The organism is Psychrobacillus sp. FSL H8-0484, from assembly GCF_038005325.1.
Lineage (GTDB): Bacteria > Bacillota > Bacilli > Bacillales_A > Planococcaceae > Psychrobacillus.
The window spans coordinates 494,170-513,980 of sequence record NZ_JBBOSZ010000001.1; the positions used below are offsets into that span (position 1 = coordinate 494,170).

At 36.2% G+C, this 19,811-nt stretch carries 17 protein-coding genes and 1 pseudogene; 13 read left to right on the forward strand and 5 right to left on the reverse strand.

Going from position 1 to position 19,811, the window contains the following annotated elements; genetic code table 11:
• Positions 1-145: 145 nt before the first annotated feature.
• The 4 genes from MHH81_RS02395 to MHH81_RS02410 form a co-directional block, all read right to left on the reverse strand.
• Positions 146-1,030 carry a DMT family transporter gene (locus tag MHH81_RS02395; protein WP_340917454.1) on the reverse strand — a complete coding sequence of 295 codons (885 nt, stop codon included), beginning with the start codon at positions 1,028-1,030 and terminating at the stop codon, positions 146-148.
• Positions 1,031-1,492: 462 nt separating this feature from the next.
• Positions 1,493-2,707, reverse strand: coding sequence for an amidohydrolase (locus MHH81_RS02400; protein WP_340917456.1), 1,215 nt, complete (start codon positions 2,705-2,707; stop codon positions 1,493-1,495).
• The gene (locus MHH81_RS02405) at positions 2,704-3,945 is read right to left on the reverse strand and encodes an amidohydrolase family protein (protein WP_340917458.1); all 1,242 of its coding nucleotides are present in this window, start codon (positions 3,943-3,945) and stop codon (positions 2,704-2,706) included. The genes MHH81_RS02400 and MHH81_RS02405 overlap by 4 nt, the downstream gene beginning before the upstream one ends.
• A 63-nt stretch (positions 3,946-4,008) precedes the next feature.
• Positions 4,009-5,583 carry a glutathione ABC transporter substrate-binding protein gene (locus tag MHH81_RS02410; protein ID WP_340917460.1) on the reverse strand — a complete coding sequence of 525 codons (1,575 nt, stop codon included), beginning with the start codon at positions 5,581-5,583 and terminating at the stop codon, positions 4,009-4,011.
• Positions 5,584-5,783: 200 nt separating this feature from the next.
• On the opposite strand from MHH81_RS02410, the gene MHH81_RS02415 reads away from it, so the two are divergent.
• The 8 genes from MHH81_RS02415 (at position 5,784) to MHH81_RS02450 (ending at position 14,158) form a co-directional block, all read left to right on the forward strand.
• Positions 5,784-6,686, forward strand: a complete 903-nt coding sequence (locus tag MHH81_RS02415) for an ABC transporter permease (protein ID WP_340917463.1) — start codon at positions 5,784-5,786, stop codon at positions 6,684-6,686.
• 13 nt (positions 6,687-6,699) lie between these two features.
• Positions 6,700-7,620 (forward strand): nickel ABC transporter permease, encoded by a 921-nt coding sequence (gene nikB, locus MHH81_RS02420; RefSeq protein WP_340917465.1) that lies wholly within the window; start codon positions 6,700-6,702, stop codon positions 7,618-7,620.
• Positions 7,621-7,632: 12 nt separating this feature from the next.
• The gene (locus tag MHH81_RS02425; RefSeq protein ID WP_340917467.1) at positions 7,633-8,646 is read left to right on the forward strand and encodes an ABC transporter ATP-binding protein; all 1,014 of its coding nucleotides are present in this window, start codon (positions 7,633-7,635) and stop codon (positions 8,644-8,646) included.
• Positions 8,643-9,644, forward strand: coding sequence for an ABC transporter ATP-binding protein (locus MHH81_RS02430; protein ID WP_340917469.1), 1,002 nt, complete (start codon positions 8,643-8,645; stop codon positions 9,642-9,644). The genes MHH81_RS02425 and MHH81_RS02430 overlap by 4 nt, the downstream gene beginning before the upstream one ends.
• 81 nt (positions 9,645-9,725) lie before the next feature.
• Positions 9,726-10,478 (forward strand): sensor histidine kinase, encoded by a 753-nt coding sequence (locus MHH81_RS02435; RefSeq protein ID WP_340917471.1) that lies wholly within the window; start codon positions 9,726-9,728, stop codon positions 10,476-10,478.
• 43 nt (positions 10,479-10,521) lie between these two features.
• Entirely contained in the window at positions 10,522-11,229 is a 708-nt protein-coding gene (locus tag MHH81_RS02440) for a DNA-binding response regulator (protein WP_340917473.1), read from the forward strand.
• Complete coding sequence (locus tag MHH81_RS02445) at positions 11,226-12,542, forward strand: hypothetical protein (RefSeq protein ID WP_340917474.1); 1,317 nt, start codon at positions 11,226-11,228, stop codon at positions 12,540-12,542. The genes MHH81_RS02440 and MHH81_RS02445 overlap by 4 nt, the downstream gene beginning before the upstream one ends.
• A 617-nt stretch (positions 12,543-13,159) precedes the next feature.
• Entirely contained in the window at positions 13,160-14,158 is a 999-nt protein-coding gene (locus MHH81_RS02450) for a YecA family protein (protein ID WP_340917476.1), read from the forward strand.
• 76 nt (positions 14,159-14,234) lie between these two features.
• On the opposite strand, the pseudogene MHH81_RS02455 reads toward MHH81_RS02450, so the two are convergent.
• Positions 14,235-15,590: pseudogene (locus tag MHH81_RS02455) on the reverse strand (IS3 family transposase).
• Between the two features lie 438 nt (positions 15,591-16,028).
• Between MHH81_RS02455 and MHH81_RS02460 the strand changes: the two are divergent.
• From MHH81_RS02460 to MHH81_RS02480, 5 genes are all read left to right on the forward strand, one after another.
• Positions 16,029-16,466 carry a YusW family protein gene (locus MHH81_RS02460; protein WP_340917480.1) on the forward strand — a complete coding sequence of 146 codons (438 nt, stop codon included), beginning with the start codon at positions 16,029-16,031 and terminating at the stop codon, positions 16,464-16,466.
• Between the two features lie 392 nt (positions 16,467-16,858).
• A complete protein-coding gene (locus MHH81_RS02465; RefSeq protein WP_340917482.1) occupies positions 16,859-17,206 on the forward strand; it encodes a PadR family transcriptional regulator in 348 nt (115 codons plus the stop codon).
• Positions 17,193-18,191: an HAAS signaling domain-containing protein gene (locus tag MHH81_RS02470; protein WP_340917485.1), complete on the forward strand. Its 999-nt coding sequence runs from the start codon at positions 17,193-17,195 to the stop codon at positions 18,189-18,191. The genes MHH81_RS02465 and MHH81_RS02470 overlap by 14 nt, the downstream gene beginning before the upstream one ends.
• A gap of 122 nt (positions 18,192-18,313) precedes the next feature.
• Entirely contained in the window at positions 18,314-18,742 is a 429-nt protein-coding gene (locus tag MHH81_RS02475) for a general stress protein (RefSeq protein WP_340917487.1), read from the forward strand.
• Positions 18,743-18,885: 143 nt separating this feature from the next.
• Positions 18,886-19,800, forward strand: coding sequence for an exonuclease domain-containing protein (locus tag MHH81_RS02480; protein ID WP_340917489.1), 915 nt, complete (start codon positions 18,886-18,888; stop codon positions 19,798-19,800).
• Positions 19,801-19,811 lie beyond the last annotated feature (11 nt).

Here is a 19,811-nt window from a genome sequence, read left to right on the forward strand (position 1 = left end):
ATGAATTATTAGAGAAAATAAATAATTCATTTTATTTTATAGGGTGCTGTAAATGAAAAAAGCTCCTACAATTTTTCTAAAAGTAGGGGCATTTTAAATGAGTTAGCAAATATGAAGGAGCACCTCTAATGTAAAATGAGCTTGTTTAAGGTTTACTGTGTGATCTTGTTCGAAGCGATATGGTTACACCTATTACAATAACAAAAGCACCTAATAATTGAAGGAGGTCAATACCAATTCCTAATAGGAGTAGTCCAAATATCATTGCAACAAAAGGTTCCAGGTTTAATAAAAGTGCTGCTTTTGATGCTCCAACTTTATAGATGGAATTATTCCACAAGTATGTACATAATCCATGCATAATAATTGCTGTAATGATAAGTAACAACCAATAAGAAAATGGTACAGAAAAAACAAGGTGGGTTTTATTCCAAGGGACGAAAGGAAGTAGCCCTAAAAGACCGAATATATTGCTGTACAAAGTAATGGTAGAAGGGTGTATAGATTTAGATAAATGTTGAACAAAAATCAAGAATATAGAAAAGGATATCATTGTTAAACTAATTAAGATTTCCCCTTTACCAAAGTTCGGTACAAGTAATGAACCCTTTGTTATTACTAGCCAAACACCAAGCAAAGCTAAAAAAGAACCAAGCCAAAATGGGAGAGTTTTTCTCTCTCTGAAATAATAGGAGGAGAGTAGTGCAGTAACTATCGGTGATAAAGCTAGAATTAATGCAGCAGTGACAGGCTCTGTATATTGAAGGCTAGCGTAAAAGCTCCATTGGTTCAAAGAAACTCCTACAAATCCAGCTACCGCTAGCCATATGTAGTCTTGTACGGTTAGTTTCTGAGTTTTAACATCTTTGTATGTCATGAAGAAAAGGAAAATAAGTATAAATATTAGTCGGAAAAACGCGATAATGCTAGGATCAAATACAGCAACTAAAATAGATCCAAAAACAAAGTTACTTCCCCAAGCAATGACGCATCCTAAAAGTATTAAGTAAGTAATCCATTGTTTATTCATGTTTAGTTTTGTTCCTTTCTTTCGCTCGGATGAAGTTAAATAGAGAAAGAGGGGGGAGACTCTTTCTCTATTTGTTATGCACTGATATACAGTTATTTAAAGTATTTCTCCCTGATTTCTCAAACGTGTAAAAAGAGCAAATGACAGCAAAAATAGTAAGCATCCATCATATCATATAAAGCGGTGCTCCCGAAATTGCATCTTCGGGAGCTAAATTTACGAATAGGAAAGTATTAATTTTCTCATTAACCAGAGGAACACTAACATGTTGTCTAAAGTTGTAGAAGTGCGAAGGAAAGACGAACGCCACAAAATTACCGAAAAAAGATGGGAGGAAAGTGACGCCAGTCACTTTCCTCCCATCTAGCTACCCTACGGTAATGATGTAGTGAAAGTCAGTCCAAAGCACTTCTGAAACAAGTGCAACAGGTTTGGCTTTTATGTGCGCGATTTGCGCTTTTCTTATACTAATTCACCTTTTACCATTACTAGACGGTTTTTTGGTTTTCGAGCAACAACTTCTGCAGAAGAAGCAGCGTCAAAAAACACAAAGCTTGCATCATCTTTGATTTCTGGCCAAACTTTTTGACCCTCTTCGTTTAGGGCTAATACTCCACCAGTTACCCATTTAAGTGCGTTTCTTAGTGATTTTTCATCAATCTTACGAGTGAGTTCACTAAAACGAGTCGCTTTTTCTAATACATCACCAGTTCCATATGGACTCCATGAATCATAAAAACCATCGCAGCCGAAGTGTACTTTTACTCCGTGCGCATCTAACAGATCGATCGGAGGGATTACTCGATTAATCGTAATCGGGACAGTAGACATAATGGCTACATCTGCTTCTGCAAGACGGTTGGCAACAACTATTTGTTGAGGAACAGGGATATCCCCAAGGCAGAAGGAGTGGCTCAAAGCTGTTCTTCCTTGATATTTTGCTTCCTCCACAATATCAATCCACTTATCTGCTGTGTAATAACCGACGAAGCCGCCATCATGTAAGTGGATGTCCACATCCGCGTTAAATTCCGTTGCGATATCCATCACTTCATATAGTGATTTCTCGATGGCATTATCGATTCCTGCAGGATCTAACCCACCAACCATTGTTGCACCACTTCTCATAGCTTCACGCATTAATTGGGGAACGGATTCACGTAACAGTCCGTGTTGTGGGAATGCAATGATATCAGCAGTTACTTTGCCTTTAAATGAATCTAGTGCAGCAATAACGCCTTCTAAATTTTTTAACCCAATATACGGATCGATATTCACATGCGTGCGAATATGCGTAGATCCATATTGAAGAAGAGTCTCAATCATTTTCGTTGCTCTTTGCTCCGCACTATCCGCTAAAATAGATAATTCTTTTGCTTCGAAATCTAAACGCTCTTTAAGGTTTGCAACTGGAGTACAAGCTTTCCAGTCTAATGTCATATACGTTTTATCTAAATGATTATGCATTTCCTTAAAAGTAGGCAAGGCCAGTTTCCCATGCATATCCATCACTTCATGTCCAGCTGGGATTACTTCATTTGCTGTTAATTGATCTACAATTTTTCCATCTTCTATTTTTAGATGGAATAAAGCAGTTTCTGTTTCAACTGTTCCATTAGCTAGTAATTTTTCTCCAGTTTCTAATTTCACATTAGAAAGCCATTTAACTTTACTCATTTTGTAATCTCCTTCGCTAAAGCTTCCTCATTTGTATAAGCAATATTTCCTTTTGAAATAACATGTGTAATAGGACGTCTTCTAGCTACTGCTTGTGCAGAACATACCGCATCGAGAAGAAGCACGTTTGCTGCATCTCCTTTTTGGGGCCAAACTCGACTTCCGGCATCGTTAAGAGGAGTAATTCCACCTGATGCGTATTTCCAACAACGGTTTAAGGAGTATTCATCGATGAACTTGAATCTTTCTGCTAAAGTACTTAGTTTTGCAACTGTATCACCTGTTCCAAAAGGGGACCAATGATCCGTTAAACTATCATGACCAACGGAAACAGTTACGCCATTTTCATATAAGTAAGGTATAGGTATAGTAGGGCGGTTAGTTGGAACAGTTGACGTAACGTCAATTGTTGTTTCTGCTAAAACAGACACTAACTCTTCTAATTCTTTCCCATGAAGATCACCCAAGGCAATTGCATGGCTAATTGTCACTTGACCTTGTTTTTTAGCTTGTTTTGTTAACTCGGCTAGCTTGTAAAATTGGAAAGCACCAAGGGAGTTTGGATCATGAATATGAATGTCTATTCCATGACCAGATTCTACGGCAATATCCATTGTAAGGTTAAGGGAACGGTCTATATCACGGTCAATAGTAGCTGGATCGACACCACCAACTAATGTTCCTCCCATTTTCATCGCTTCGCGCATCAAAGGTTCTACCTTTGAACGTAATAGGCCGTGTTGCGGGAAAGCAACAATGTCATAAGTCACTTGGTCTTCAAACTTTTTGAAAGCTTCTTTTGTAATTTCAATATGCTTCGTTCCAATTTGAGGATCTACATTGCAATGAGAGCGAATATGTGTATGACCTTGAGAGATTAGCCACTCGATCATGTTTTCCGCTCGGTTTAAAGCAGATGGAAGTTGAGCTGGTAGTAATTCTTGCTCTTCTTCAATTCTCGTTAAAATACCGTTTGTAATTGGTTTACATGCCTTCCATGGTCCGCTGAAATATGTTTTATCTACATGAATATGCATTTCTCGGAAGGAAGGCATTAATAATTTTCCGTTAGCATCGATAGTTTCATAGCCAGTTTCTTGTATATTTTGTTCCATTTCACAAATTTTCCCATCCTGAATTAGCACATCGAAAAGCTCTGTATTTGTTTGAACGATACGTCCATTTTCATATGCAAAGCCAGTTTCAAGGCGCGCATTTTTAATAAGTAGCGATTTCATTTTTTATCCTCCCAATAGTTCAAAGAGACTGGAATAGCTAACTACCAGTCTCTTTAAAGTGTATTATTTTACAGTTACGTCTTTTAGCATTAGGTAATTTGAAGCGTCTAACCAAAAGTTATCTACATTATTACTATAAACAGCTAAAAGCTCGTAGTTTCTAATTGGAACATACACAGCGTCGTCCATTTCTATTTGCATTGCTTCTTTATAGATTTCTTCTCGTTTCCTCGGTTCAGTTTCTACACGAGCTTGTTCGATAAGATTATCTACTACAGGATTTTGGTAATAAAAATGATTTCCTGGTGCACCAACAGATGCTGAGTGGAACAGGTTGTATTGATTGTAGTCCCCGTCACCAGTAGCGTTACCCCATCCACCAATAAGCATTTGGTGTTCTGAATTTTCGATTTGTTGAATATATGAACCGTATTCCATTACTTGAATTTCTACATCTACACCAATGCCTTTAAGTTGAGATTGAATAACTTCAGCCATATTAATTCGTTCTTTACGGTCACTTGTTAATAGCTTAACTTTAATACCTTTATCGAAACCAGCTTCTTGTAATAATTCTTTTGCTTTGTTTACATCATATGGATAAGCTTTAACATCTGCGCTATATCCAAATACTTGTGGACTCATCGCAACGTTTGCAAGTGTTCCAACGTTATTGTAAACCCCTGAAATAATAGCTTCTCTTTCAATTGCATAACTAATTGCTTGACGGACTTTCACGTTGTCAAAAGGAGCTACTGTCGTGTTAAATCCTAAGTATTCAACAGCTAAACCATCTGTTCTGAAAAGGCTCATCTTATCAGAATTTTCAATTCGCTCAATTTCAGTAACAGGAACCTGATCAGAAATATGTGCTTCTCCACTTTCAATCATTGCAAGACGAGTAGCATCTTCTGGCACTACTTTAAATACTACACTATCAACTTTCGCTTTTTCTCCCCAATAATCATTGTTTTTATTTAGAGTGATTGCTTGACCTGATTTCCATGAATCAAATACAAAAGGTCCAGTACCTACTGGATGTGTTGCTAATTCGTCAGGTGTTTCTTGAATCATTTTAGGACTTAGTATGCTGCCTTCATTACTTGCTAAAATAGAAAGCAATGGAGCATATGGTGTAGATAATTTAATTGTTATATGAGTGTCATCAACTACTACTACTTCAGAAATCATTCCTAATTTATCTTTTTGAGGTGATCCTGTTGCAGGGTCTAGTAATCGATCAAATGTAGCTTTTACCGCTTCACCATTAAAAGGAGTGCCATCATGGAATTTAACACCTTCTCTTAATGTGAAATCCCACGTTAAATCATCTACTTGCTTCCATTCAGTTGCAAGTAAAGGAACAAAATTTCTATCTTTATCGAATGCAAGTAACGTTTCATATACTTTTCCGTGAACCACATTTGCAGAAGGTATATCTGTAATAAAATGTGGGTCAAGACCAGTAGCATCTGATAAGCGGACAACAACTAGTTCTCCACCTGTTTTATCGCCACTTGCTGTTTCTTTCCCACTTTTATTTTCTTTTTCCGCTGAATTTCCTGTTGAGCACCCTTGTAAAAGAAGTACTAAAACAGAAACAAATGCGATCATTTGAATCCATTTAAATTTCTTCATTCTGTTTCCCCTCTATCTGTTTCTTATTTTTGTTGCTAGTTCCCAATTATAAATAAAAGAATTAATAATATTTTTAAAATATTTACTATTTTTTAAAGAATTTTGACTATTCTTTTTATGTCTATTTACAATATCTCTTTTCTTATATATCGTGATGATACCTTATTACGAAAAGGAAGAAGAACGAGGGGGTTTGTAAAATGACGATTAATAGTGCGGAAGTAGAGTCAGTAAATTTGATTTTAGCGAGAAAGAAACTTCGAAGAGAAAAATGGAAAATGTTTTTTTCGTCAATAGGAAAGAATAAAGCAGCGGTGGTAGGTGGGGTGATAATTCTCCTATATATATCACTCACATTTTTAGCACCTATATTAGCTCCGTATGATCCATATGAGATTAATCTACAAGATAAGTTACAATCTCCATCTTTGGCGCATTGGATGGGGACTGATGATAAAGGGCGAGATATATTAAGTAGAATTTTATACGGCTCTAGATTATCTCTGGGTGTAGGTTTTTCTTCAGTGGCTTTCGGAGCATTCTTTGGAATAGTATTAGGATTGATTGCTGGCTATTACGGGAAATGGGTGGATACAATCATTAGCCGTTGCTTAGACGTAATGCTTGCTTTCCCAGGAATTCTATTAGCACTAGCAATCATTAGTGCACTTGGACCAAGTCTTATAAATGTAACAATCGCTGTAGGAGTTTTCTCCATACCGCTATTTGCTAGAATCGTTCGAGGTTCAACGATGGAAGTGAAAAAACTAGAATATATAGATGCTATTAGAACGTTAGGAGCAAATGATTTTATCATTATTTTCCGTCATATTTTACCTAATATATTGTCACCAATCATTGTACAAGGTTCGTTGCGACTTGCGACTGCTATCTTGTCAGCAGCAGGATTATCTTTCTTAGGATTAGGTGCACAACCACCATCTCCGGAATGGGGAGCAATGTTGTCTAGTGGAAGAGATTTCATTTTCAGTGCACCTTATATGGCCATTTTTCCAGGTCTTATGATAGCGATTTTAGTACTAGGGTTTAATTTATTTGGCGACGGTTTACGTGATGCTTTAGATCCTAGATCGAAAAAATAAAGGGGGGTTTCTTATGTTTTTATTTATTTTAAAACGTTTAGTGCAAATAGTACCTGTTATTTTAGGTGTCACATTAGTTGTATTTTTAATTATGCAAATGGTACCAGGTGATCCTGCGGTTATTATGGCCGGTGAAGGAGCATCAAAGGAAACAATTAATGAACTAAGAGAAGATTTAGGTTTGAACAGACCACTTCATGAACAGTATCTTTCATATATCGGCAATGTTTTTCAAGGGGATTTAGGAAACTCATTGAAAAATAACCAACCTGTAATGGATGAAATCATGGTTCGTTTACCTATTACGATGGAGCTAGCTTTCTTTAGTATTATGATCACCATTGTCCTTGGGTTAATAGCGGGAATCATATCAGCTGTACGACCATATTCCTTCTCAGACATTAGTGTAATGGTAGTAGCGTTAATCGGTATATCATTACCAAGCTTTTGGTTAGGTCTTCTATTAATGTATGTCTTCTCTGTAAAATTACAGTGGTTACCTGTAGCTGGTTGGGACAGTACGGCACATATTATTTTGCCAGCCATTACTCTAGGGGCGGGGGGAGCAGCAATTGTTGCTCGTATGACTCGTTCAAGCATGCTTGAAGTTGTTGGACAAGATTATATTCGAACTGCAAAAGCCAAAGGACTAAAAGGGCATGTCATTATTTATAAACATGCGTTAAGAAATGCCTTAATACCTGTTATTACAGTTGTAGGATTACAATTTGGTAGCTTACTAGGCGGAACTGTTCTAGTAGAATCTGTATTTGCCATAAATGGTATAGGTAGAATGATAGTAGATTCCATACGCACACGAGATATTCCAATGGTTCAAGGTGGCGTATTAGTAGCTTCTTTAGTTTTCGTATTCGTGAATTTACTAGTAGACGTTATGTATAGAGTTTTCAATAAACGAATTGATTTGAACTAGGGGGGATAAAAAATGGAAAAGGAAGTTGTTTTAGAAGTAAAAAACTTAAAGACACATTTTATTTCCAATAAAGGTACAGCAAAAGCTGTCGATGGCATAGATTTTGTTTTAAGAAAAGGAGAAACGCTAGGGATCGTTGGAGAATCCGGATGTGGTAAATCAATGACTTCGTTATCCATTCTTCGATTGATACCTTCTCCACCTGGGAAAATCGTAGACGGGCAAGTTCTATTGAAAGGTCAGGATTTAGTAAAAATGTCTGACGAGGAGTTAAGAAAAATTAGAGGAAATCGAATTTCGATGATTTTCCAAGAACCAATGACAAGTTTAAACCCAGTTATTCCTGTAGGGGAGCAAATTGCAGAGGCATTACGATTACACCAAGGCTTGTCTAAAAAACAAGCATGGGATCGATCTGTTGAAATGATTGGTTTGGTTGGTATTCCATCCCCTGAAAAGAGAGCAAAGCAGGAACCATTTCAGCTTAGTGGCGGTATGAGACAACGAATCATGATTGCCATGGCGTTAGCTTGTACTCCAGAGGTTCTAATTGCGGATGAACCAACTACAGCGTTAGATGTTACCATTCAAGCACAAATTTTAGAAATCATGAAAGATTTACAGAAGAAAATTGGCATGGGGATTATTTTTATCACGCATGATTTAGGTGTTGTTGCCGAGATGTGTGATCAAGTTGGTGTCATGTATGCAGGACAAATTGTAGAGCACCAAGAAGCAAAAAATCTATTTAATAATCCTTTGCATCCATACACACAAGGGCTAATCGGATCCTTGCCGAAGCTATATGAAGATCAAGAAGAACTCCAAATCATTGAAGGAACTGTGCCGAGTCCATATGACTATCCAGAGGGTTGTCGATTTGCGGAAAGATGTCCATTTGCACAAGATATTTGTATTCAAAAGCAGCCAAATTTAATCCAATTTGATGAAAATAGCAAAGTAAGATGTTGGAAGTATTCAGATGAATGGCAAGATAGTTTAGCAAAAGAGGTGGTAGCACCATGAGTAATGTCTTCCAAGAGAAAAGTCCATTATTACAAGTCTCAGAACTAAAGCAGCACTTTGAATTGAAAAAAGAAGTGATATTCCAACCGAAACAGGTTGTAAAAGCGGTCGATGGAATTGATTTTGACCTGTATCCTGGGGAAACATTAAGTATCGTAGGCGAATCAGGCTGTGGTAAATCGACAACAGGAAGATCTATCTTACGATTAGATGAACCAACCAGTGGGGACGTATTATTTAAAGGTCAATCTCTTCTGCAAATGAACAAAAAAGAGCTACGAAGCATAAGAGGAAATATTCAAGTGATATTCCAAGATCCATATGCTTCTTTAAATCCAAGACGAACGATACGCCAAATGTTAGAAGAAGCAATGGCCATTCAAAAAGTTCTCCCTCCAAATAAGCGAGAGGCTCGAATGTTAGAGCTTATGAACCATGTTGGTTTGCGACCAGAATACTTAGAAAGATATCCACATGAGTTTTCAGGTGGGCAAAGACAACGAATTGGGATAGCAAGAGCGCTAGCGGTAAATCCAGAAATCATTATTTGTGATGAAGCAGTTTCTGCACTTGATGTATCGATTCAAGCTCAAATATTAAACTTACTAAAGAAGCTTCAAAAGGAATTCGATCTAACGTTTTTATTTATTTCGCATGATTTAAGTGTAGTTCGACATATTTCGGATCGTGTGATGGTTATGTATTTAGGGAAAGTGGTAGAAATAGCCGATAAATCTTCCTTATTTAATAAGCCAATGCATCCATACACGAAAGCTCTTCTTTCCGCTATTCCAGTAATAGATGAAACGAAGAGGGGCGAAAGAATTATTTTGAAGGGCGATGTTCCATCTCCTTTGAACCCACCTACAGGATGTAGATTTCATACCCGTTGTCCTTTTGCAACAGAACGTTGCTCACAAGAGGAGCCTTTGCTAAGAGAATTAAGTGCAACTCATTCAGTCGCTTGTCATTTTGCGGAGGAATTATTTACATCATAAATCGCCCTATAAATGATTTACTATTCATTATTATCAAGATACTATAAAGAACAAGGATATTTGAGAAAGGACGTATGCATAATGATGACCTTGGAATCTTTTTCATTATACGTCTTGATCTGTGTATTAGCTCCTCTTGTAGGAGCTTTTACACTTTCATTTGTAATGGTTTTTGAGCGACATATAGATAATCTTCAAAAAGAAGCGTCAAAACTCGCATTAGAAAAAGAGTTGCAGCATGCAAATTACGATCAGTTAAATCAGCAAATACAACCACATTTTTTCTTCAATACGCTTAATACGATGTTAAGTTTAGCGCGCCTTGACCGAAAAGAAGAATTGATAAAAGGGTTGGAAGTAATGGCGAAGTTTTTTAAGTTTAAATATATTACGCATTCTTCCCTTATAAAAGTGAAAGATGAAATAGCCTATGTGAATAATTATTTAGAAATTCAAAGATTGCGTTTTGGAGAACGGCTGGAAGTAATTCAAAAAATAGAAGCCTTATGTGAAGATGCACTATTGCCTCCGTTTATGATACAAACTATTGTTGAAAATGCTTTTAAACATGGCTTTGAGAAAAATGTGGGTCCTGCAAGATTGAAAATATACGTCTATCACTCAAATGATTTTATGTACATAGAAGTATGGAATACATATCATATTGAACAGCTTATTGAAAAGAAAGATTATAGCCCGGAAGAAGAAGGTTACGGAATTCGAAATATCCAAAAGAGATTAGATTTGTTATTTCCAGAACAAGTTCACTATCTCCATATGACATACATTGAAAACGAAACCCTAGTTAAAGTAAAATTTCCATTATCTAAATAAAAATGTTCCCGTCTCTTAATAGAAGCGGTAGAAAGGAGAAAATATGAATATCTTACTTGTGGACGATGAAGCTCTGGAATTAGAACAGCTGGAGTATATTATGAAACCCCAGTTTCCTAATTGGACGTTCTACAAAGCCCAAGATGCATCTATAGCTCTTCAAATAGCTGGAAAGGTTAATATATCTTTAGCATTTTTAGATATTCAAATGCCTGGAAAGAGCGGCTTGGAGCTAGCTAAAGAATTAAAGAAGAACTATGAAATAGATATTATTATGGTTACAGCCTATCAATCATTTGAGTATGCACAATCTTCCTTACGAATAGGAGTAAACGATTATTTAACTAAACCCATAGTAGAAGAAGAACTGTTAGGGTTGCTTGAAAAGTATCGAAAATGGAGCTCTCAGAATGATTCCATTCAAGAAGTAATACGAATAATTCGAGAAGAATTTAATGAAAAGTTAAGCTTAAGCATTGTAGCCAATCGCATACATATGAATTCTACTTATTTAAGTCGTAAATTTTATGAAGAAGTGGGAATTGGTTTTGCTGATTATTTAAATGTCTATCGATTGGAAATGGCTAAAAAGCTATTATTAGATCATAAGGATATGAGTATGGCTGTTGTTTCAGAAAAAGCAGGCTTTAATAGCCAACACTATTTTAGTGCTATGTTTAAAAAACAATTTGGGATAACTCCATCCGAGTATCGAGCAAATCCGAAAAAAACTAAAGGATTAGGGATATGAAAACGTATCGTCACTATATTACGGGTTCTATAATTTTTGGTGTTTCAACAGGAATGATTAGTCTATTAGCTCGATGGATTACAGGAAATACAATTCTATCTTCTCCGGAATCATTAGTGAAATACGGATTGCTAGGAGGAATTGGTTACTCTTTAGTTGGAGCATTTTCTATATTTATGTTCGGTGTATTTGCAAATAAAATTAGAAAAAGATTTCCTGAAATTGAAACAATAGGAGATGTGTTTCAGAAGCGGCTACGAAAAGATGGCTATTTGTTCATGACCATTGTCATTCTTTTTTTAGGGTTAGATTCATTGTTCATGCAAGCAATTGGGGCAGCCGTTTTATTTGATTTAATATTTAATATTCCATATACGATCTCTCTATTTATCTTCTTCCTCTATTGTTTTGCTATAGCGGGGCTTGGAGGGATGAAGTGGATACATAGGATTGAAGGCATCTCTATATTTTTTATTTTTGCTGCCATTATTTTTATCCCACTATATTTTTTCATACAAGAGGGTTCTTTTAAAGTTTATGATGGTATTCGCTTATATCATCCTTATTTATTGTTTGCAAAAAACCAAGAAGCTTTTGCCTTTATTGCAACGTTTATGATAGTAGGTTTTGGACAAGTATTAACGGATCGAACGACTTGGCAAAGGCTTTATATGATTGAACCCAAAAAAGTTCGACTTACTTTTTGGTCAACAGCTTTTGTATGGAGCACTGTACCGATAGCACTGTCTGCAATGCTCATGATCGTAATATTTGAAGGGCCTTTTGGAGAAACTTATACGCTTTTATTTCAACTAATTACAAAAATAAACCCTATATTTCTATCTGTTTTATTCTTTTTATTCTGTTTTGGTGCTTTATCTACAACAATTAACGGAGAGGTTCATGCTACGACGATTCACTTTATTAAGCATATACGTCTTCCGTTTAAGAAGACTATGTCAGATAAGCAGATGAGGAAAGAATCGTATATTTTTTCTGGAATATTATTATTTTCTATATTAGTTATTACTCATTTTGTAAAATTTAGTTTATTAGATTTCCTATTTTTCTATGGCCATCTCTATGCAGCTTCTATCCCAGTAATGTTATTTATCGTTTTATCCAAACGTAAGATATCAAGATTAATGCCCTATTCGATTGTTGTTGGATGGTTGTTAAGTGTAACGTTATTTGGAGGTTTAACATCATTGCAAACAATTTGGTTAAGTTTTCTTTTATCCGGGGCTTTTTCCGTTTTTACCATGCTCTTTGCAGAAGTCGAGTTAATTTCAGAATCTTCCACTTGGAAATAGCACTTTTAGTAAAAGGAAGATAAAGAAATATATATTTTACACGGAATAAAGTATAGTTGATTTCCGCTATAGGCGGACGCTTTCCGCGGGGTGAGCGATAAGCCATCACCGCCGCTCACGCGTCGTTTGTGATGGCTTATCTGTCTCACTCAGCCCGCTGGAGTCGCCGCCTGCCGCTTCAATCAACAAAGTGATAACAGTTCGCATTTTAATGACAAAGTACTATTTATGAAATTACTCACTTCTGAATCTATTGTAAATTACTTATAGTATTTTAATAGAATAATTCTCTGAAAATAACGTCGTTCATGAAGGGGAAAAGGATAATGAGAGACACTAAAATGAAAAAGCAAAAAGGCCTGTTGAGGGGAGAAGAATATATAGTAGATGGCGGTTAAATTGCAAGTAGAGAGAACTCTTGGAGTAGTGATATTTTACTTCAAGAGTTCTTTTTACCCGAAAACGGTGTGTGATCTTCCTTTTTGAAAAAACGGAATTATTTACTAACATATTTATTCTGTTTAGTAATTTTATTCCAACAAATCATCCAGACCTTAATTTTCCTTGTGATTCGTGCTAAAATAAGCTTTCAGCATAAAAAAGAAGGACGTGTTTGTATGGTAGGGCGAAATGATCCGTGTCCATGTGGTAGTGGAAAAAAATATAAAAAATGTTGTGAGTCTAATGAGGCTATTTCAATAAAAGATGTGCAATCAGAAGAATTAGAGCGTATTTTGCAAACGTTTTATGATGAATATCCAGAAAGAAAGGATATGCAAGAGTTTGCAGAACTTGTGAAACACTGGAGCGATAATTTAAAAGAATATTTGGAACATGAAATGATTGAAGCAATTGCGCTGGATGAATTCTTTTTCCATCAGAAACCTGAAATTTGGGCAAGCTATCTAGAAAAACAGCAAAAGAAAGTATTGCGTCCTTCCACATTAAAAGCATTAGAACAGTGGAATAGTCCGCGAGTATTTGTTGGTGAAGTAGTGGAAGTGGAAGAGCAATATTTAACTGCTAAAAACATTTTGACGAATGAAATCATCCAACTAAGACGCGAAAGTGAAAAGCCAGTACCAGTGGGTATGCATTTGTTTTGCTTCATATTGGAGGATGGAACCTTCAAAGAAAATCATTACTTGGCAGTTTCCAGCCTAATCTTCTTCCCAACAGATCATAAAAATGTATTCGACAATTTTGTGAAGCGATTTGAGACACAAAATGAACTAACAGCACAAGAGTTTCTAAAAGAGAATGGGACGACATTTTGGAGCTTACTTGGAGAAAATGGCTATGAGGGCGGTGAGTATACGCACTTTGAAGCAGGTGTTTTACAAGTAGCTATGGATTTCCTAGAAAAGAATAATCGTACCTATAAGGAACTAATAGAAATAGTGGAAGATTATTTATTTGAGCAACAACCAAAGGCGCGTAAAGAAGTAGCGATTGCTGCTGGAGCTATTCGATTTGGGCAGGAAAACGGTCTATTTGAACCATTAGAAATAACAGTAAAAGAAATTGCAGAGTCGTTTAGTGTATCCACTTCATCATTAAACAAATACTACAATGATTTAAATGTTTATTATGAAGGTACAAAGTCTTCTAAGTAAAATAGAAAACGGGGCTGTCCAATAAGCCCATAAATTGAAGCAGGTGATCTGACCCAAAAAAGTTAGACATATTTAGTTAAGCAACTTCTAAGACCTGAGTTCGGTACTCCACCGGGCTTAGGTCTTTTAATTTTTCCTTCATTCGTTTGTGATTGTAATAGTGAATATAGTCTTTGAGTTCCTGTTCAAAATGTGCCATGGATTCAAACTCTTGTAGATACAGGAGTTCAGATTTTAATAAGCCAAAGAAATTTTCAATGACTGCGTTGTCCAAACAATTGCCCTTACGGGACATACTCTGCATTATCCCATGTTGTTTTAATGTTTGTCGATACTTTTTCATTTGATAGTGCCAACCTTGATCCGAATGAAGAATGACTTGATCACTTGATTGAAGGCGCTCCAATGCTTGTTCTAGCATATCATGGACTAGTTTGTACACTGGACGACTCATTACTGTGTATGCAATGATTTCGCCATTGCATAAATCAAGGACGGGTGATAAATAGCGTTTCTCACCAAATAGATGGAACTCTGTCACGTCTGTTACCCATTTCTCGTTCATTTTTTTCGCTGTAAAATCGCGTTGTAATATGTTTGGGGCAATTTTTCCGACGTTTCCTTTATACGAACGGTATTTCTTCATGCGGACTTCACATTTTATGCCAATGGCATTCATCAAATAATTAATCGTTTTAGGATCATAATGAAAGCCGTATTTTTTCAGTTCTTTGGCAATCCTACGATAACCATAACGTCCCTTATGTTCAAGATAAATGGACTGAATTGCGACTTTCACTTCAGCGTATTTATCAGTACGATTCAAACGCTTTTCCCAGTAATAATACGTACTACGTGGAATATCAGCGACTTTGATTAATTCCACTACTTCATAGATTTCCTTTAGTTCATAAATTACTTGCGCTTTGATTTGATTGGTAATTTTTCTTGCATTTGAACTAAAGTATTCAACTTTTTTAAGTACGCATTCTCCATTTCTAATTGTTTAATACGTGCCTCTAATGCCTCAACAGATCCTTCAATTGGTGTTGGTTTCGTTGTTCTATTTGTTTCTTTTTTCATGGATGGACGCCCCTTTTTCTTAGAAACAAGGGCATCATAACCACCAACCTCAAAATTCATTTTCCAATTCCGAATCATGCCAGGAGATGAAATATTAAATAGTGCAGCTGTATTAATCGAAGATGTACCTGTCTCGTTCATATAATTAAGTACATTCATTTTATAGTCAGCTGAATATTTTGTATAGGACCTTAAGAAAGTCTCTACACCATTTTTTGATAGCGGCGAACCCATTCATTTACAACCCGATCTGTCACTCCGATATCTTTTGCGATTTAATCATAGATTCATTTCCATTTAAGTATCGTTGAACTGCTTGAATACGTTGTTCAGCCCTTACTTTTGCCATAAAAAACCCTCGTAAAAGTTAGATTGGTGTCTAACTTTTACGGGGCAGTTCACTTTTTCTACACCTGTTTTTTGTATACTTTTTATTAAAACTACTATTTTTTGTAGGCAATTGATTTCCGCTATAGGCGGACGCTTTCCGCGGGTTGAGCGATAAGCCATCACCGCCGCTACGCGTCGTTTGTGATGTCTTATCTGCCTCACTCATCCCGCTGGAGTCGCCGCCTACCGCTTCAATCCCAAATCCTGAGTTCGCCACATCCATGTGGCAACAGATTCGTGACCAACATCGTGTTGCCCCAAGGAGGCTTTGCAGTTCGTCCGCGCAAAGCGAGCGGATTTCGACAGGTATCAATATGATCATCTAACAGAGTCAAATGTTTAGTAAATTATTTCTTGGTTATAACTAGGCATAGTTAATCATGAGAGGAGATACTATATGAGAATTAAAAAATATTCAATAATCGGAAGTGTGTTATTTTCAACTGCTTTACTTTTAGGAGCCTGTGCGGATAAAGACGAGGTGAAAGATCCCCCAACTGCAGATGCAGCAAAAAAACAATTTGGATTTCATTCTTTTGATCTAGACATAGATACACCTGATCATAAAGATGCAATTGAAGCTTCGTTTGATGTAGATGTATCGGATACAGAAGCGGAATATGTGAACCGAATAGAACCTGTTAAGTTATCAGGTGACAAGGCGTATGCTGAATTGGAACCGATTTTTAAAGACTTAGCTCTAACAAAAGATATGAGTAAGGATGAAGTGATTGAAAAAGTTACCAAGGCTTTTGGTGTAGAAGACTATACAGAATTTGAATTAGAAGTTGAATACTCGGATGGAGAATATAAAGATTACAATGATAAAAAATAATAAAAAATAAGTGGCTGTCCAATAAGCTCATAAATTGAAGCAGGTGTAGAAAAACGAGTCTTTTTCTACACCTGTTTTTTGTATACTTTTTATTAAACTACCATTTTTTATAGGCATTTAATAGTAGTGGAAGACGGCGACTCCAGCCGGAATAGCAGATGTTTTCTGCGCCGAAAGCGAAGCGACGAGGAGACTGAAGCCATGCCCGCGGAAAGCGTCCGTCTGGAACGGAAATCAATACATTGGAAAAGGGACCATCTCTCAGTCACTATATGACTTTAGGGACAGCCCCTTTTTGGTTGTATAAATATTAATGTGTGAACCAAAATAGTGTATGATGCATAGTATAATATATAGTGTACGTTATACAGTAAAAGGAGGTGAGATGAAGTGTGAACAAATTATTAAATTCCCTCATTATAGAATTAAGAAGAGGAACTTTGACATTAGCTGTATTGAGTCAGCTGCGAACTCCACAATATGGCTACTCACTTGTTCAATTATTGGAGAAATCAAACGTTGTAATAGATCAAAGTACTCTGTATCCATTACTTCGTCGTTTAGAAAAACAAGAGTTAGTTGTAAGTAGCTGGGACACTTCTGAAAGTAGACCACGCAAATATTATGTATTAAGTGAGTATGGGATAGAAATTTTCGAGCAGTTGAAAGAAGAATGGGAGCAATCGTCAAGAGAGCTTTACACTTTATTGAAAGGAGAAGAAGGGAATGCGCCTAATTGATATTTATATCCAGGAAGTTACTCGCAGACTTCCCGAAAAGAATCGAGAAGATATTGCACTTGAGCTTCGATCAACAATTGAGGATATGTTACCTGAAAAATATACTGAGGAAGAAGTAAAGGAAGTCTTAGTTAAGCTTGGAAGTCCAGTAACACTTGCAAGTGGTTATTCAGATCGACCTATGTATTTGATAGGACCGAGATACTTCGATATGTATGTAACTTTATTGAAAATGATTATACCGATTGCTGCTTCTATCTCGCTAATTGTATTAATTGCTGAAATTATTTTCTCTCATAGTGGAGAACAAGCCGTGATAAATACAATTCTCGCGAGTATTGGGAAGGGTATATGGGAAATATTAAGTACTTCAATCCAAACATTCTTTTGGATTACTTTAACCTTTGCGATTTTAGAACGAACGGATAATTCGAAGGATAAATCGCCACTCACAACCAGTTTGAAAGAATGGACACCAGATGACTTAAACCATATTCCGTTTATATTAACTGAAAAGAAAATTTCGAAAGGGTCTATTTTTGGTAGTTCGTTAGGAATTGCAATTTTTGCAGCTGTATATTTTAATGCAGTTCATCTAATTGGTGTGTATGAAAAGATACAAGGTAAACTAGTAATAATAATGCCAACCTTTAACCAAGTAGTATTACATTCTTATTGGATAATAGTTTTAGTTGCTATCGCTGTTGAAGTTGCATTAGTATTCTATAAGCTTATTGTTGGTCAGTGGACTAAAAATGTAGCCATATTTAACTTCGTTCGTAATGTTGTATCTTCCATTGTATTTATTATTATATTTAGTAATACTAGTTTGTTTAATCCAAACTTCATTGCGTATTTGGAAGATATATTTAATATTTCCCTTGAACTAAAGGTACCTATCATGCTAGGAATTATACTTTATATTATTTTTGCAGTGATCGATGTAATTCATGGCTTTCGAAAAGCGAATATAGGTAAAAAATAAGGTTAAATGTCTTTTATTACAAATAGAATAAATATGAATAAAGGAGTTTAGAGGGGGTGGGAATCCGGGTATTTCATTAGTAAGCAAGTTTAAAAAATAATGAAATACTAGGAGGATGAACAATGAACATAAAATCGAATCGACGAATTGAAGTAGCTCGTACCGAGGAAGAGATGTATGAAAAATTGGAACTCCTGCAAGCACAAGGATACGCGGAAAGTAATATCCATGTGATATCGAAAGAAAATGCAAACTTAAATACATTAAATCGTCATTCCGAAGTATCCACACACGAGGCTGGAACATTTATGGATACGTTTAAGTCATGGTTTACTGGTGAAAGTGCAGTAACAGAAGGATTACGAAAATTAGATTTAAATGGTATGGAAAGAGAACGTTATGCACGGGAAGTAGCAGGGGGCAGTATTATCCTGTATACAGATTTATTAACACATGCCGATGATCCCATCCATAATGATGAATTAGAAAATGAGGAAGTGCTTACCCCAGAGCAATACGAAGAAAGACTAGAAAGACAAAAGAAGTTATAGGCGAAGGTACCCACACAACGTCTTTATTAAATGAATAGTAGTGTTTCCCCTCGCAATGTAATCTCCATGATGCGAGGGGTTTTGTCTGTGCAGCCATCTATGAGATAATGAGAGTGTTCAAGATTAGCGAGGTGGAAATGAATATGGATTTTGTTGCAATTGATTTTGAAACAGCAAATAGCTTACGATCTAGCGTATGCTCAATTGGAATTGTAAAAGTAAAAAATGGGAAAATTCAAGAAGAAACACATACATTGATTAATCCATTAAGTGAATTTAATTTCTACAATACGAAAATACATGGCATTACAGAATATATGGTCCAAGATGCTCCAACATTTGAAGAATTTTGGCCAAACTTGAAAGGGTATATCGAAAATCAAACATTAATTGCCCATAATGCAAGCTTTGATATCGGAGTTCTTCGAGAATCGTTAGGACGATTTCATGAAAAACAACCTGAATATGATTATTCTTGCTCCTATAGAATTGCAAGAAAAGTTTGGCCGAATTTATTTAATCATAAGCTTTCTACAATTGCAAAATACTTAAATATTAATTTACGGCACCATGACGCGCTGGAAGATGCCCGTGCTTCTGCATTAATTACACTAGAAGCGATGAAAAAAACACAAATGAGGTCCATTCAAGAACTGACTAGCCTACATAAGATAAAGCTAGGTAGTTCTTCCACTCTTAGTAAACCAACTACTCGTTCAAGAAAAAGTACGCAAGATGCTTCTCTCCAATCAGTTGTGTCGCAAAATAATGCACCGAATCCGAAGCATCCGTTTTATGGAGCGAATATTGTGTTTACAGGCAGAATGATTTCGATGACGAGAATGTTAGCTGCCCAATATGCTGCCAATTGTGGTGCAAAATGTATAGGCCAAGTAGATTTAGATACAAACTTCTTAGTAGTAGGGGATCAGGCTTTGCAGAAATATGTGCAAGGGATTAAAAGTGCGAAGATGCAAAGAGTCGAAAATCTAATTGGACAAGGATACCCAATTGAAATTGTAGGGGAACAAGATTTTCTAAGATTAGTAAAGTTTTAAATGAAAACAGT